A 15900-nucleotide genomic window follows, 5' to 3' on the forward strand; every position below is an offset into this window, starting at 1 on the left:
TTATTAGGAGATCTCTTTTGAGTTTATAAATTCTACGCCGTTTTCCTTCATTTCTTCTACAGCCTTTTTAACTGATCCATCAATGTCGATTCCTCTGACTGCATCTTCTACTATATTTACTTTATAGCCTAATTTTCGTGCATCTAAGGCCGTCCATTTCACACAAAAGTCAGTAGCAAGGCCAACTACAAAAAGTTCATCAACTCCACGCTCCTGAAGGAGGCCATGCAAACCGGTTACGGTATTATGATCATTTTCGAAGAACGCCGAATAGGAGTCGATGTGTTTTCTAAATCCTTTTCGGATGATGACCTGAGATGTTTTTGTCTTTAGCTTGGAATGAAATTCAGCACCATCCGTTCCCTGTACACAGTGATCAGGCCAAAGCACCTGTTCGCCGTATTCCATCTCAATGGTACCATAGGGTTCTTTTTCTTTATGGTTTGAAGCAAAAGAAGAATGATCCTGAGGATGCCAATCCTGTGTTTGTATGATGCAATCAAATTTAGGAAGAAGGCTATTTGTAGGAGTGATAACGTCATCACCATTCGGAACGGCAAGCGCTCCACCGGGACAAAAATCATTTTGTATATCAACAATCACTAATGCTCTCATCACACTAATTATTTTGAACGAGTTGGTCTTTTAATTCGCGCAGTTTTTTACTGACTCCCACTTTATATACATGCGGATTATCAAAGCGTTTATGCTCGTCATTTAGTTTCGAAAGTCGCTTTTTAGCATAGTCAGCACTTTCTTTAATGGAGGGAGGGTCTATCGTTATTTTTCCATTTTCTACCATTTTGTGCAACAGTTGTTCGGATTGAAGCTCAGATACATCCGTTGACTTATGTGTAATAAAAGGATGGTAAACGGTTTTCGGAGTGTCTTCACCATGCAGATAAATTCCATCACAATTAAAACTCCCATCACTATTAAAAAATCGGGTCAGCTGTTTGACATCAGGGAGAGTAATCTTTTCAACGTTCTCAGAAATCTTAAGCGTAGGCTTATCATTAATTGAGCTAAGTTTATACACGCCGTCCAGTGCGGGTTCATCATAAGCCGTTACTAACTTAGTACCCACTCCAAATAGATCGATGGGGGCATTTTGATCGAGAATACTTTTAATGACATATTCATCTAACTGATTGGAAGCAGCAATCTGAACATAATCTAAACCTGCGTTATCAAGCATGTGCCGACTCTTTCGGGCCAAGTAGGCAAGATCACCGCTGTCTAATCGGATGGCTTTCAGTTTATGGCCTTTCTCCTCAAGTTCCTTAGCCACTTTTATCGCATTGGGAATGCCGCTTTTGATCGTGTTGTAGGTGTCGACCAACAGAATAGTAGAATCCGGATAATGTTCAGCATAAGTACGAAAAGCCGAGAGTTCATCTTCAAAAGACTGTACCCAGGAATGTGCCATGGTGCCACTGACCGGAATATCATATAGCTGTCCCGCCAATACGTTTGAGGAGCCTTCAACGCCTCCAATCATGGCAGACTTGGATGCTTGTAAGCCACCAAGCCCTTGCGACCGTCTGAGCCCAAAATCGAGCACGGGCTTATCACCGGCAACCTGTTTAATGCGAGCAGCTTTCGTAGCAATAAGTGATGCAAAATTCAGGGTATTCAGTAATACCGATTCCACAATCTGAGTTTCAAGGATATTTCCTTCCACTCGCAGTGTTGGTTCATTAGGGAATACAACTTCGCCTTCCTTCACTGAGAATATTGATCCCTTGAAGCTGAAGTCTTTCAAGTAATTCAAAAAGGAGTCTTTGAAGCCCTGTTCTTTTAGATAGGCAAGTTCATCATTGTGAAATTGAAAGTTCTCAATGATTTCAAGTAAATCAGAAAGCCCTGCAAAAACTACATATCCTCCATTGAAGGGCAGGCTGCGGAAGAAATAATCAAAGTTAGCGTGTTGTTGATGGCGTTCGGACAAGAAATACCCCTGAGCCATGGTGAGTTCATAGAGGTCAGTATAAAGAGCAGGTTTTTTTAATATCATACTTATAAAATAAAAAAAGGCTTCCTGAAAACAGAAAGCCTATTAAATTTATTATGACTTGAGTTTTAGCCCCTGAGTTTTCTTCGCTCAATGAGTTTTTTAATCTCTTTGTTTCCAATCCAGACTTTACGATTGGTTTCAACATCAATAAGCTCAAGATTTACTTTATAGAAAATAGCTGCATCTTTTCCGCTTAATGACTCATCAACAATTGAATTTATGTTACCAATCAACATGAAGTCGGCACCTACTTCCTGTGCCATTGCAGACGTAGTTTCATAAGAAGAGTAGCTCTGCTGATCCTGACGTTCTTCACGGAGCTGGGATCGCTCTTGTTGGCTGGCAACCACATGAACCTGTCCGCTATTGATAAAAGCACGTTCCATTTCTTTGGTTATGACTTCAGTATCGATGTGTTCCATGGTTTCGTTGCGGACACGGCCAACGATTGTTACCGGCTGATTGCTATTATCTTGTTTATAATTGCTCAGCCAAGGTTGTGATAAGGCATCACTGATCATTTCTTCAGCTACCAGGCGAGCATCGGTATCATTCCAGCGTCCCGATAGATCGGTTTGAGTATCGGCTGCAACGCGACTTACGGATTGAGAAGGCGCACAACCCGACACTAATAATGAACAAAATAAAAGGGGGAGAAGAAGATATTTCATAATAGGCAGTGGTTAATTGATTTGTAGTAATTCGTTATTTAAAAATTGCGCAAAATCTTTTTCGATTTTATTTCGGGCAGTAAAATCAGCGCGCTTAAGGGCATCAGAATAAGAAGGGGCGCCATCTCGTCCTTCAACCATAAATGTTCTGAATGAACGGTCACTTTGTTTATCCTCAATTTCAATAACAAGTTCCCATTTTACAAACTCGGCATCATCTCGGTTCAAGTTTGCCTCTTGGGTTTGATAATTAATAGTAACGCCCAAAATTGCATTTTCAGTATTCTCAATTATGCTAAATCCTTCTTTCTGAAAAGCACCTGCCACTGCTGATTTAACGGTATAGGTCGCATTGTCAGATTGAATACTCACGTTGGCTTGTTGTTGAATAGCGCGGAATTTCTCCTGAATTCTGGTAAGTGTTGTAGTTGCATCGCCACCGGTGCCTGCGCCGCCTTGTATAACATTAAGCTGCCGTGTTAAAACTTCATTTGCGCTTGCTACTGCACGTGCTTTAGTTAGAAGTACCAGCTTCTGAAGGATATTGCTTTCATTGGATGCATTATTTTCAAATTCGCTGATTTTGATCTGGTTGTTTGAAATTTCCTGACTGTAAATGCGAGAAGTCTCAGCCCGATCCATTCCGGCCAGCGCATGATAAGTTCCAAATTTATCCACCTCAGAAGTTAGGATGGAGGTATTCATTAGCTCTTGGTTAGTCCCAATTTTAATATTGTTGAGTAACTGTGAAGTGCTTTCTGAATAGAAGTTGTTATTGGTACTTCTGTCGATGACTTCGGTAGTTAACTGCTGGGTAGCATCAATATCCATTTGGAAAATTTGTGATAACTGTGAAAAGGCATCACCCCGGGCTTCATTAAGTGTTGAACCACTACCAACAGCCATCAGATATTTGGCCTCACTATATTCAGAGCCAGGGTTTTCAACCCAACCCGGGATACCGTTGCTATTTGAATTACCGGATGTATTCCCCGAAGAACCACATCCCATCCCCACAACAAATGTGATTGAGATTAAAAGCATTAAAGTTTTTTTCATGATCGTCATGTTTCCATTATTCGTTAGTTCCAGTATATGGACTCTACCAGTTCAAGAGTTTCGTTCTCGCTTACCGTAATTGTTTTAGTTTCAGTAGATACAACTTCATTGAACGAACCTAAATATTCAATTTGAATCGTGTGTTCTCCCGGAGGCAGATTCAACACGCCTGCATAGGCTTTACCGGGCATAGTTTGCCAACTTCTTAAATCAGCCTTTTCTGTTGCTTCCTGAGCAATTTTACCCATTATATTCACAAAGCTGCCAAGGGCATCACTTTCCTTTTTGGCTTCTTTCTTTAGCTTATTGGCAGCAACGGCTTTCAAGAACGAACGCACTACCGCACGGGCGTAGATGATGGGTTCTTTGACTTTATAGACTTCCTTAGCAACCATATCCATTTCTTCGATGAGACTGAGTTGAACAGGAAGTTCATCGTTAACCGTGACATTAATAGCTCGAACTTTGGAAGTGTAGACCTTTAGCGAAGGAAGCGAAAATTTGATGTACGTGTCGGACTCTTCTAAATAGAACCGAACGTCGTTCTGTTTCTTTATGGGTGCGCGGCCTGAGAATGCCTGAATGAGAACATTATATGAATTTGCATCGGTTAGTTTTCTGAGTTCACTCTCATCAGGCCTAGCGGCTGAATATACTGAGGGTTGATCTCGGTAAGCTTTCAATAAATTTTCGTACTCAATACGTGCATCATCAGGTTTGTCTGTTTTAGCATAAAGAATGGTTGAAAGGTAACGGCCTAAAGCACTGTTCTGAACGTTTGTTTCTCCGGCCTTCCATTTATCTTCGCCCGTAGTGGTGGTATCAGCTTTGGATAAAGACTCTACAAGACCACTGTACTTTTGCTCAAGGCGATCAAGCTTATAGTTAACTCTGCGTACTTCTACCAGAGCCCCTTCAAAATCATTCATATGAATGTAATTCAGGCTTTTGAAGATATTCAGATAGATATCTTCGTAATCTTCTCCATCATAAGCCAGGGTGTTGTCGTTTACTACAAAAGACTTAACGGCCCGGCTTACACTCTTGGTAAACAAAGCGTCCATTTCTTGTTCCGCTTCGGTGAAATACTGACTACTTTCCTGATAGTTACTGGCAAAGTGATTTACCATTCCGCGCTCAAGGTAGAGAAGAACTTGATCCTTACTTTGGTAGACGTCTTTCTGATCTAATTTTTTAATGAGTTCAGCGGTGGAATTAAAATCCCCGGAAGCATAGGAAGTACGCAGATCATTCTGAGCAGAATCAAGCTGGTATGCAGCGCATCCACCAAGCAAAAACAGTAAAGCAACTAACCCCGTTAACCGTTTCATGGTTCTAAATTTTCTTAACTAACTATGGGCTTTACCTAAACAGTAAAACCGTAAAGAGCACACACATAAATATGGATTTTTTTGTTCTTTCCCAATCACAACATATCCCTAATAACTATTTGTCAATCGCCGACATAGCTACGTAGAAATAATTTATTAGATTCACTCAAATAACGAGAACAACCAATGTGTAGGATTACACTAAGTTAGAGCAATTCAGAATCTTAAAGAACTTTTTATTGTAATCCTTCGTCTAAGGTTCAAATTATTCGCAAAAACCAAAAACCTTCGGAATTTCACACTATGTCAAAATCGAATTCGCCTCTATATTTCACATTAGTCCTTTTCTTAGTAGCGTTTACGGCCTGTTCTGGAGCCAAAGAAGAAACGTCTCAAGTTAAAACCGTTGATGGTGTTATTATGAATCCCTCAACAGGAAAATGGCAGGGGAGTGATTACGAGCCCCTTCAATTTGACCTTGTACAGACTATTGATCTTTCAACGATTGAAGAGCCGGTAATAAGCAGCTTGGGGTATTTGAGGCTCGATGATGAGGGAAATTTCTATTTCTATGATCGAAATATATCTAAGCTTATATCAGTGGATTCGGAGGGGAACCTCCGGTGGGCTGTTGGTCAGGAAGGTAAAGGTCCGGGAGATTTTGAGAATCCATTTGGGATGGATATCTATAATGATAAAATCTATGTCATGAATGTTCAGGGCTCCAGACTGGATGAATTTGACATGAATGGCTCATTTATCAGGAGCTTAGATGTTCCTAAATCAGTTCAATTTCCAAGCTTGGTTGGTATTCGAGAAGATGGGTTGATTCTTTTAAGCGGGGCTAAGTTCGGAACGGTTGGTACAGAGATTTATACCGTCCGAATTGGTGATTCTCTACAAGTGGTTGATAATTTCAGCATAATAGAAACAGATGCTGAGGAGTATGAGCGGGCTACGACCCGAGGAAGTGTGTCGATGGGGGAAGATATGTTTGTCTATTCATTCAGTATCGATTACAAATTCCACACATACAGTTATAGTGGCGAACTGTTAACTCAGGTTGATCGAGAATTTGAAGGTGTGTTAGGTCCCGGTATCTATGCCGTTGAGGGAAGTGTAAGTATGTACAGTTTGGGGCGTGTGGGAAGCAGAACGATGCTTGATGATGGTAAATATCTTATCGAAGTACGATATCCTACAAATATTAAAGACCCTAATGCTTATGCCCGCCGTGCTTCAACAGGAGAAACCGACAGTCCGGAATATGTTGAGTTTCTAGATCTTTATAGCCCCAACCATGAACTTCTCTATACTTTTGACAATAGTGAATTTGTGGAAGGACTTGGTAACTTGTCTATTCGGGATGCCAACGGATATTATTATTCCCCGTTTAGTTCAGAGCTTATGATCAAAAAGTACGATATAAAATCACGGACAAACGAAATGGAGACAGAAGAATTTTTTATGGAATCCTCCGATTAATAACTGATAAGAGAGGGTGTTGTTAGTAAATATTAGTCTAAAGATTTGCATACGCCTATCCGATCAAATTGCCTATATTGGACGACGTAAATTTTAAAAGAATTATTACTATTTGAAGTCCCCTAAAAAGCATCGCTTTCTTTTATTTGGATTGATTATCGCAGGCGCTATTTCGTGTGCCACACCCCGGGCACCAACAGGTGGGCCTTCAGATAAAGCCGGTCCTAAAGTGGAATACACTATACCTGAAACCGGAACAACCAATTTTGATGGGCGTTCTTTCACCTTTCAGTTTAATGAATTTGTAAATCGTTCTACGGTTGCAAGCGCGATCACCGTGGAGCCTGACTTAGGAATTGAATACAAGTTAGACTGGCGTAGAACGCAACTCACCATCGAGTTTGAAGATTCCTTTCCTGATTCAACAACCATCATCTTAACGCTGGGAACAGATCTTTCTGACACCAAAGGGAATAAACTGGGCAGCCCAATCAGGTTGGCTATTTCTACCGGGGATGAAATTGATCAGGGAGAAGTCTCAGGACGGATTCGACTCGCATCCAATGGGAGAGGAGCCGGAGATCAGAAAGTATTGCTATATAGGTCACCGTTCGACTTCACCCAAAAAGCCAGCTATGAAGCTCAAACCGATACAGGAGGAGTTTTTGAGTTTTCTTATTTAGCGGATGGAAGATATAAAGCTCTCTATGTGGATGATCGCAACAGAAACAAAATTTGGGATCAGGGTTCTGAGTCGGCTTACCCTTTTTTCAAAGAATTCATCACACTAGAGAAAGAAGGTAAGGATACGCTGGATGTAATCTACACTTCACAAATTGATTCTATAGCACCAAACCTTCAAGGGGTAGGGCTATTTTCTACAAACAGAATGAGGCTCAGGTTTAGTGAAAATGTTAGGATAACAGAAAATACCGAACTGACCATTTTAGACTCGCTGGGAAGCCAATATTCAACTGCTTATCCGCTCTATATTTCACCCAAGGAGCAATTTGTGGCTTTTGCACAAAGTGAAGAACCGCTACTGGAGAACAAAGACTATACTTTAAGATTATCAGGGATAACAGATGCATCGGGTAATTCGGTTGATACATCAGGCTATGCTTTCACAGGTTCGGCTCAGGAAGACACCACCATGCAGCGCCATATTTCGGCAAACGGAGCAAACGGTATTCTTCAGGATGAAGTGTTTGAAGTTACTTTCGCTGCCCCTATAACTGACACCGACATCATAGACTCTACCGTAGTGATAGAAGGACAGGTAGATTTTGATGACTGGCCGGAAATGGAAACCAACCGAAATAAGCTTTTGATTAGACCACAGGGTGAGTGGATAGCGGGAGTGGAGTACCAGTTTTTGGTTTGGAATCCGGTTACTCAGCGCCGAAAGTTGTATGAGCCGCAAGTATGGGATTCAACTGAGTATGGTGAAATTGAAGTGGTCCTTGAGAATGTAGATTCTACGGATATACATTACCTCAGAGTACTAAGTCCGGATGGTGAAGAGCAGTCATTTACGAAATTCAATCAAACCACGACGGTTTCAGCATTACCACCTCTTTCATACACACTGATCCTATTTAAGGATAAAAACGGCGACGGAAAGTGGAATCGAGGTTCTGTTGTTCCTTACAAATCACCTGAGCGATATTATGTCCAGGAAGGACTCCGCGTGCAAGAGGGGTTCACTTCAGGAGTGAACATCAATTTCGATTAAAAAGCACAATTTTTTGTTGCTGACATTGAAATTCTATGATGTATACCTGCGTTAATCCACCTGAAAGCATTTAAACCCATTTAAAGCATGGATTTTTGAAAATTGTAATATTCGATCAAGAAACTTAAAAATCCCTGCTGTAATCCGTATCTTCTGGAACCGCTTCCAATATCAATTAATAAGAATATGTCGGTAAACACTAAAACATCACCAACTAAGAAAGCTTCAGCTCAACCTTCAAATGCTCAGCATGTGCAGGAGCCGTATTCAGCCAAAAACAAAATTCGCTTTGTAACAGCCGCCAGTTTATTTGATGGCCACGATGCCAGTATCAACATAATGCGTCGTATTTTGCAAAGTAGTGGAGCTGAGGTTATTCACTTAGGCCATAATCGCTCGGTACACGAGATTGTAAACTGCGCTATTCAGGAAGATGCCCAGGGTATAGCAATAAGTTCTTACCAAGGCGGACACGTTGAGTATTTTAAATATATGATTGAACTGCTCGAAGAGCACGGAGCAGGTCACATCAAAGTATTTGGCGGTGGCGGTGGTGTGATTGTTGAGTCTGAAATTGAAGAACTTCATAATGCCGGAGTAACCCGAATCTTTTCAGTAGATGATGGAAGCTCAATGGGATTGCAGGGCATGATCAACTTCATGCTGAAAGAATGTGACTTCAACCCTCTTTCTGTAGCTAAGCCGGAAATCAAAAAGCTAAAGCAAAGAGATACCATTGCACTCTCCAGAGCTTTAACCGCTATTGAGAATGAAGCCGATGATGTGCTTAGCCTGAAAGAAGGCAAGCTGACGGATGCAAAAGGCAAAGAAATTGAACTGTCTGAAAAGATCATTCCTTTAGTTGGAATCACCGGAACAGGCGGAGCAGGAAAAAGCTCGCTTACCGATGAACTCGTACGCCGTTTCCTTACAGAATTTGAAGACCTCACCATTGGTATTATTTCAGTAGATCCATCCAAGGTGAAAACAGGCGGTGCGCTTTTGGGAGACCGCATCCGAATGAACAGCATTGATACCGACAGAGTGTTTATGCGAAGTATGGCAACCCGTGCTTCTAATCGATCTACCAGTAAGGGATTATTGGGAGCTATTGAGCTTTATAAAGCGGCAGGATTTGATCTTATCGTTGTTGAAACCTCAGGAATTGGACAGAGTGGAACCGAGATTGTAGATATCACTGATATTCCGATGTATGTGATGACCAGTGAGTATGGAGCTGCTACCCAGCTAGAAAAAATCAACATGCTCGATCTGGCTGAACTGGTTGTGCTTAATAAATTTGAGAAGAAAGGTTCTCTGGATGCACTGCGGGATGTTCGCAAGCAAATGATTCGAAATATGGGTCAGTGGCATGCCAAGCAGGAAGATATGCCGGTTTACCCAACTATAGCCGCGCAGTTTAATGATGAAGGCGTGAACCGCTTATTCAAGGCTTTGGTCGATAAGATTAATGGCCATTACAGTATTGGTTGGGAAACCAAGATATACAACAATCCGGCTCCTGCTGAGAACATTCAGGCACAGGCTATTATCCCCGGAAAACGGGTGAGGTATTTATCTGAGATTTCAGAAACTGTTCGTGATTATCATACTTGGGTGGAAGATCAGGTTGATGTGGCGTCGAAACTGGATCAGGTTTCAGGAACAATAGATCAGTTAGAAAACTGGAACCCTGATGAAAAAGCGATTATGAAAGACAATCTCTCTACGATGAGGGAACACTGGCTTTCAAAACTGGATGTCCTTCCAAAGAAAATTCTGGAAGGCTGGGGTGAATTGTTTGAGAAATATCAGCAAGAATTTTTTGAAGTTCAGATTCGCGATAAGACTTTCAAGAATAAATTATACCGTGAATCGCTAAGTGGACTGCAAATTCCACGAGTTGCACTTCCAAAGACCAAACATAAAGGAGAGCAGCTGAAATTTGCCCTTAAAGAAAATCTACCCGGATATTTCCCATATACGGCAGGCGTATTTCCATTTAAACGGGAGGGAGAAGATCCAACGAGAATGTTTGCGGGTGAAGGAACACCGGAGCGAACCAATAAACGTTTTCATTATGTAAGTGAAGGGATGCCGGCGGCCCGACTTTCCACTGCTTTTGACTCAGTGACGCTCTATGGTGAAGACCCCGGCTACCGCCCGGATATTTACGGCAAGATTGGAAACTCCGGAGTTAGTATTTGTACCCTGGATGATATGAAGAAGCTGTATTCCGGCTTTGAACTCACCTCTCCAAAAACATCCGTTTCGATGACTATCAACGGTCCGGCGCCGATGATTTTGGCCATGTTTATGAACACAGCTATTGATCAGGAAGTGGAACGCTACCTGAAAGAGAATGGAAAATGGGAAGAGGCCAAGAAGAAAATCAAAGCCTACTTCAAAGAACGTGATGTAGAGCAGCCTCACTATGGAATGGAAATTCCCGAAGGTAGCGACGAGTTTGGTTTAGCTACATTGGGTATTTCTGGAGATCATTTGCTACCGGAAGACACTTATGAAGAGATCAAAGAACAAACGCTAAGCGTGGTCCGCGGAACCGTTCAGGCTGATATCCTTAAAGAAGATCAGGCCCAAAACACCTGTATTTTCTCCACTGAATTTGCCCTTAAGATGATGGGGGATATTCAGACTTATTTCACAGAACATAAAGTTCGGAATTACTACTCAGTGTCTATTTCCGGATATCATATTGCAGAAGCCGGCGCAAATCCTATTACACAGGCTGCTTTTACGCTGGCTAACGGTTTTACCTTTGTGGAATATTACCTGGCACGCGGACTGGATGTGGATGATTTTGCTCACAACCTGTCGTTCTTCTTTAGCAATGGCCTAGATCCTGAATATGCGGTGATCGGCCGTGTAGCACGTCGTATTTGGGCGGTAGCTATGAAGGATAAATACGAAGCCAACGATCGTTCCCAAAAACTGAAGTATCATATTCAAACCAGTGGCCGTTCGCTTCATGCACAGGAAATTCAGTTCAATGATATCCGTACAACACTGCAGGCGCTATTGGCTATTTATGATAACTGTAACTCCCTGCACACCAACGCTTACGATGAAGCAATAACGACTCCGACAGAGGAGTCAGTACGCCGTGCATTAGCTATCCAGATGATCATCAACAAGGAGATGGGGACAGCGAAGAATGAGAATATCAATCAGGGTTCCTACTTCATTGAAGAGCTTACTGATTTAGTTGAAGAAGCTATTTTGACAGAATTTGATCGCATCACCGAACGTGGTGGCGTATTGGGCGCGATGGAAAACATGTATCAGCGCGGCAAGATTCAGGATGAGTCACTTTATTATGAATCTAAGAAACACTCCGGCGAGCTTCCGATTATTGGTGTGAATACATTCCAGAAAGAAGAGGGTGGAGAAGAAGAGGACAAAGAAATCGATTTAATCCGCTCTACCGAAGAGGAGAAGCGTCAGCAGATTGAAAACCTCGAGAAGTTCTGGAAACGAAATGAGAAAGATGCTGAAGAAGCCATCGAACGACTCAAAGAAGTAGCCCGTAATAACGGCAACTTATTTGAAGAACTCATGGAGACCGTAAAAGTCGCTTCATTGGGTCAGATCTCTCATGCCTTGTATGAGGTAGGTGGGCAGTATCGACGGAACATGTAATTTCGTTGATTGGTTAATCGTTATTCGGAAATCGATAGATTTGGCAGGAACGATTAACCAATCAACGATTAACGAATCACTCGAACTCTGACAAAACCTTATCCAGCTGATCAAAAGCCTTAGATAAGCCGTCTTTCATACCCATCTCCAAGATTTGGTTCAGCTGTTCTTCTGATTCATATTCTGTGATCATCATCATCTCGGTGTGTCCGGAGACTTCGTTGAAGTTCGCAGCGAAATGCGCAACGGGCAGGTCAGTATTTACCTTTCCATCTTCATCACAAAAAACATCATCGCCGGTAAAATTGTGAGGCTCCTCAATGGAATTGTAGTTGGTGCGGCCCCAATGTTCTTCACCGTTTGGTCCAATCATGGCATAAATGCGGTGTCCGTCTTCCTTAAACTCCATGTGGGTAGTTTTAGACTTCCAGGGTTTAGGAGCCCACCATTGGTCCAGAAGTTTCGATTCAGTCCAGGTCTTCCAAACCAGGGAAACCGGAGCTTCAAAGGTGCGGGTGACGGTTAGTATATTCTTGCGTGAAGTAAAGTTTGTGTTAGCCATGTGCAGATTACGTTTAGTAGTTCGGTTTAATATAGTACAGTGATTTGAAAAATCATCAGGTGCACTTCTCTATTCTATTTTAGTGGCACAATCCATACATTCTGATATTATGGCTCCACAAAAAGATAGAAAAAGAGTAATTGGAAACGACCTTCGGAATAATGATCCTGATGAAGAGCCGGAGTTTGAGTTAGACCAAGAGCAGGGTGAAAGCGATGCCGAAACCAATCCCGATTTTGAAGCTACATCCTATCATGTTGATAAGAAAAGCACGTTTAAGCGAGACTCTATTGTGATTGGGATTTTCATAATAATAACGTTCTTCTGGTATTTTGATGGAAAGCCGTTGGAAGCACTAGGGATGAGAGGTGATTCGGGGCAAGTCACAGAGGTTATTCAACAAAGTGATGCTGGTGCAGGTTTTGCTTTTCTGGATTATTTGAGTGCTGTCAACGAACTTGAATTTTCACGTGAGCCTTCTCAAAATCAGGTAAATGCCCTCTATCAAAACGGGGTTCCTTTGGAATATATGCAGGAACTGGAGCGCTTGAATTATTTGGAAGAACTAAGTTATACAGGCGTAATTGGGCTGTATGCGAATGGAGTTCCCATTGAGTATATACAGAATCTAGGGCGTATAGATTATTTGGATGAGGTAAACTATTCGGGCATCATAGGGTTGTATTCCAGCGGAGTATCCGAAGATTATTTAACAGGGCTAAACCGACTGGATTACCTCGATGAAACCAGTTATTCAGGTATTATCGGATTATACTCAAGTGGTGTCCCGCTTAGTTACATGCAGACTCTAAATCAATTCGATTATCTGGATGAAGTATCCTATTCAGGCATTATTGGGATGTATGCGAATGGTGTAACTGAAGATTTTATCAGGGAGCTGGGTCGCCGTGATATGTTGGATGAAATGAGCTATACCGAAGTCATTACAATGTATCAGAACAATTAAGTATTCATCTAAACCCTTCTCTTAACATTCATTTTTATATGAAGAAACTCCTTAGCCTGTTTGCAGTCCTTTTATTCTGTTCACCCTTAGTTTTCTCCCAATCTCCAAAAGAAGGGGTATGGAAAGGAGCAATCATTTATGAAAGCGTCGAAGTTCCTTTCAACTTTGAGTATGCAAACTCTGAAGAAAGTGATCCAACCCTAATATTTATAAATGGTGAAGATCGGGCTTCACTGAAAGCAGAAGTAAGAAACGACAGTCTCATTATTCCCATGTTCGGATTTGACATCACGTTGAAAATGGCGATGGGCGAAGAGCGAATGACGGGAGAGCTAATAAAGCATTACCGAAATCAGAGCTATGCTTTTGAAGCTGTATATGGATTGCCCCGATATGAAATTACTGAGGAAACGAACCCAGTTGAAGTTGGATCCCGCTGGGCGATGAAAGTAAATGCCGGACAAAGCAGTGAGTATCCGGCTGTTGGACTTTTTGAGCAGAATGGAAATAGAGTAACTGGAACCATCATGACCAAAGTAAGTGACTATCGGTTTTTTGAAGGTAAGGTTGAGGGCAATGCGTTGGTTATGTCCACCTTCGATGGAGTGCATTCTTTTGTGTTGAAGGGAGTTTATGATGAAACCTTAGATAGTTGGAGTGGGGAGTTAATTTTAGATAATGGTTACGCTCAGAAGTGGGGGGCAGAGAAGGATGAATCCGCGGAGCTTCCTAATCCCTTTGAAATGGTAGATCTGAGTGAAAAAGATATTAAGCCTGATTTCGATAAGTTATCCGCCTTGTCAAATCAAAAAATTGACCCAGAAACTTATAAAGGTAAGGTGCTCGTCATTCAGTTGATGGGAACTTGGTGTGCAAACAGTCAGGATCAAACACGCTACCTCACCAATTGGTATGCGAAAAACAAAGACCGGAATGTCGAGATACTGGCTGTGAATTATGAGGCGAATTATAGCCCTGAATATGGATTAAGCCGAATAGAAACCTATAAAGAGCGGCTGGGTATAGAATACGATATGATTTTAGGAGGTCGGATTAGCAAATCTGAAGCGGCTCATCCTTTCCCTTTTATGGATCAAATTGAGGCTTTCCCGACACTGGTCATTATTGATAAAGAAGGATATGCCCGCCACGTTCACAGCTATTTTACGGGTCCCGCAACCGGTGAGTACTATGAGGACTTTGACAGACGATTTAATGCAATTATAGATGAACTTGTTGCCGAATAAGCCCTTCAAAAAGATTAACCTTTCTTCTTTTTCTTTTTTGGCTCCGGCAGTTCTTTCAATGTAACCCGGATTAACTCACTCAGCCATTCTGAATCCTCAAGCTTATCTTCAATCAAAAAGCTATTCTTTGCACCTTTGTAGGGTGGGGCTTCTATTACGTTGCCAATATAATCTCGACCGGCTTGAGTGGGCTTTACAAAAAGCTTGTTGTCACAAATCAACCCAAAAATTTTCCCATCGGAAAATATTCCATACTCCCCGAACATGCTCTTAGCATGGATACTGCCAGTATTTTGAATTTGTTCAACAACGAAATCTACGAAGTCTTTATCTGTTGCCATTCTTTATTAGTGGTAAGGGTTGAATTCCAAAATAGAAGAACTATTCGATTTTGGTACAAGAAATTTTCCAGGTTGGATAGGAAAACGTCTCTGCCTTATCAGTCCACTCACCAACCCAGTTGAATTGGTTATCCGTTATTTCTGAAAAAGTGAGTCTGAAATACCCTTCATTTCCATTTGGTGAAGCTTGATCCCTGTAGAATGAGATGCTTTCCTTTTCAGTCTTTGTACCTTCCCAAGCCGGTAGTCTGCTGGGGATGGATCCTGATGCATAATAGTGGACATACCATTTAAGGCTGTCAGCATTGAATTGTCGGATACTTCCTGAATGTGCACCATCGGCTTTCAGGGTTTCATCTTGAACGGCTTTACCATTCATGATGTATTTGAAGATCCAGTACATATCAACCGGTTCATTCCAGGAACCATCCTGGGCACGGCTTTCTGAACTGCATTCGCTTTTGCCAATGAGTGGTGCAAAATCGCCAACTTGTTCAGGAGCATCCGGATTAAGCTGACCATAAGGATGAGCTTCTGAAGGTTCATATTCATATTGAGCGAAAGCAGGGATTATTGAGGCGGTAAAAAGAAAAAGAAGTAGCAAGAGAGATTTCATTAGCCCATTCATCTAAAGTGATAGTATCTGTTTAGCATTGGGAAACCTACGGCATTCATCAATATAAGGTTCATTGCTGGTAAATTGTGCGGATAATAGATAGGAGACTTCTACCGGGGATAATCAATAAAATAGAAATTTGAGCTGGTAATTCATCTTAATTTCATTACTTTATAAAAGTTAAATAAAAAATTGAAAAACCGTTTAAA

At 41.6% G+C, this 15900-nt stretch carries 13 protein-coding genes; 5 read left to right on the top strand and 8 right to left on the bottom strand.

All coding sequences use genetic code 11. The annotated features are described in order from the left end of the window. Window positions 1–3 precede the first annotated feature (3 nt). The 5 genes from CL667_00460 to CL667_00480 form a co-directional block, all read right to left on the bottom strand. The gene (locus CL667_00460) at window positions 4–615 is read right to left on the bottom strand and encodes a nicotinamidase/pyrazinamidase (GenBank protein MAL16153.1); all 612 of its coding nucleotides are present in this window, start codon (window positions 613–615) and stop codon (window positions 4–6) included. Between the two features lie 4 nt (window positions 616–619). Then, window positions 620–2014 carry a nicotinate phosphoribosyltransferase gene (locus CL667_00465; protein ID MAL16154.1) on the bottom strand — a complete coding sequence of 465 codons (1395 nt, stop codon included), beginning with the start codon at window positions 2012–2014 and terminating at the stop codon, window positions 620–622. 68 nt (window positions 2015–2082) lie between these two features. Beyond that, window positions 2083–2688: a penicillin-binding protein activator LpoB gene (locus CL667_00470; protein MAL16155.1), complete on the bottom strand. Its 606-nt coding sequence runs from the start codon at window positions 2686–2688 to the stop codon at window positions 2083–2085. 12 nt (window positions 2689–2700) lie between these two features. Then, complete coding sequence (locus CL667_00475) at window positions 2701–3756, bottom strand: hypothetical protein (protein ID MAL16156.1); 1056 nt, start codon at window positions 3754–3756, stop codon at window positions 2701–2703. A gap of 14 nt (window positions 3757–3770) precedes the next feature. Beyond that, a complete protein-coding gene (locus CL667_00480; protein ID MAL16157.1) occupies window positions 3771–5078 on the bottom strand; it encodes a hypothetical protein in 1308 nt (435 codons plus the stop codon). 303 nt (window positions 5079–5381) lie between these two features. Between CL667_00480 and CL667_00485 the strand changes: the two genes are divergently transcribed. The 3 genes from CL667_00485 to CL667_00495 all read left to right on the top strand — a co-directional run bounded on the left by CL667_00485 (window position 5382) and on the right by CL667_00495 (window position 11958). Continuing rightward, a complete protein-coding gene (locus tag CL667_00485) occupies window positions 5382–6563 on the top strand; it encodes a hypothetical protein (protein MAL16158.1) in 1182 nt (393 codons plus the stop codon). A gap of 112 nt (window positions 6564–6675) precedes the next feature. Then, window positions 6676–8298 (top strand): hypothetical protein, encoded by a 1623-nt coding sequence (locus CL667_00490; GenBank protein MAL16159.1) that lies wholly within the window; start codon window positions 6676–6678, stop codon window positions 8296–8298. Window positions 8299–8550: 252 nt separating this feature from the next. Continuing rightward, on the top strand, window positions 8551–11958 hold the full coding sequence (locus CL667_00495) for a methylmalonyl-CoA mutase (GenBank protein ID MAL16160.1): 3408 nt from the start codon (window positions 8551–8553) through the stop codon (window positions 11956–11958). A gap of 76 nt (window positions 11959–12034) precedes the next feature. Here the strand turns inward: CL667_00495 and CL667_00500 are convergent, their stop codons facing one another. Next, window positions 12035–12520: an ATPase gene (locus tag CL667_00500; protein MAL16161.1), complete on the bottom strand. Its 486-nt coding sequence runs from the start codon at window positions 12518–12520 to the stop codon at window positions 12035–12037. A gap of 109 nt (window positions 12521–12629) precedes the next feature. Here CL667_00500 and CL667_00505 point away from each other — a divergent pair, with 109 nt between their 5' ends. Further along, window positions 12630–13487, top strand: a complete 858-nt coding sequence (locus CL667_00505; protein ID MAL16162.1) for a hypothetical protein — start codon at window positions 12630–12632, stop codon at window positions 13485–13487. Window positions 13488–13525: 38 nt separating this feature from the next. Then, window positions 13526–14734, top strand: a complete 1209-nt coding sequence (locus CL667_00510; GenBank protein ID MAL16163.1) for a hypothetical protein — start codon at window positions 13526–13528, stop codon at window positions 14732–14734. A 14-nt stretch (window positions 14735–14748) separates the two neighbouring features. Here CL667_00510 and CL667_00515 read toward each other — a convergent pair whose 3' ends face one another. Together CL667_00515 and CL667_00520 are read right to left on the bottom strand one after the other, a co-directional pair. Then, window positions 14749–15075, bottom strand: coding sequence for a competence protein TfoX (locus CL667_00515; protein ID MAL16164.1), 327 nt, complete (start codon window positions 15073–15075; stop codon window positions 14749–14751). A 40-nt stretch (window positions 15076–15115) separates the two neighbouring features. Then, window positions 15116–15691, bottom strand: a complete 576-nt coding sequence (locus tag CL667_00520) for a hypothetical protein (protein ID MAL16165.1) — start codon at window positions 15689–15691, stop codon at window positions 15116–15118. Window positions 15692–15900 lie beyond the last annotated feature (209 nt).

Source organism: Balneola sp., assembly GCA_002694685.1.
In the GTDB taxonomy this organism is placed as follows: domain Bacteria; phylum Bacteroidota; class Rhodothermia; order Balneolales; family Balneolaceae; genus Gracilimonas.

Bases quoted from the DNA above. Each gene is read 5' to 3' on its own strand.
- CL667_00460 (MAL16153.1), bottom strand. From the start codon at position 615: ATGAGAGCATTAGTGATTGTTGATATACAAAATGATTTTTGTCCCGGT.
- CL667_00470 (MAL16155.1), bottom strand. From the start codon at position 2,688: ATGAAATATCTTCTTCTCCCCCTTTTATTTTGTTCATTATTAGTGTCG.
- CL667_00475 (MAL16156.1), bottom strand. From the start codon at position 3,756: ATGACGATCATGAAAAAAACTTTAATGCTTTTAATCTCAATCACATTT.
- CL667_00480 (MAL16157.1), bottom strand. From the start codon at position 5,078: ATGAAACGGTTAACGGGGTTAGTTGCTTTACTGTTTTTGCTTGGTGGA.
- CL667_00485 (MAL16158.1), top strand. From the start codon at position 5,382: ATGTCAAAATCGAATTCGCCTCTATATTTCACATTAGTCCTTTTCTTA.
- CL667_00500 (MAL16161.1), bottom strand. From the start codon at position 12,520: ATGGCTAACACAAACTTTACTTCACGCAAGAATATACTAACCGTCACC.
- CL667_00505 (MAL16162.1), top strand. From the start codon at position 12,630: ATGGCTCCACAAAAAGATAGAAAAAGAGTAATTGGAAACGACCTTCGG.
- CL667_00510 (MAL16163.1), top strand. From the start codon at position 13,526: ATGAAGAAACTCCTTAGCCTGTTTGCAGTCCTTTTATTCTGTTCACCC.
- CL667_00515 (MAL16164.1), bottom strand. From the start codon at position 15,075: ATGGCAACAGATAAAGACTTCGTAGATTTCGTTGTTGAACAAATTCAA.
- CL667_00520 (MAL16165.1), bottom strand. From the start codon at position 15,691: ATGAAATCTCTCTTGCTACTTCTTTTTCTTTTTACCGCCTCAATAATC.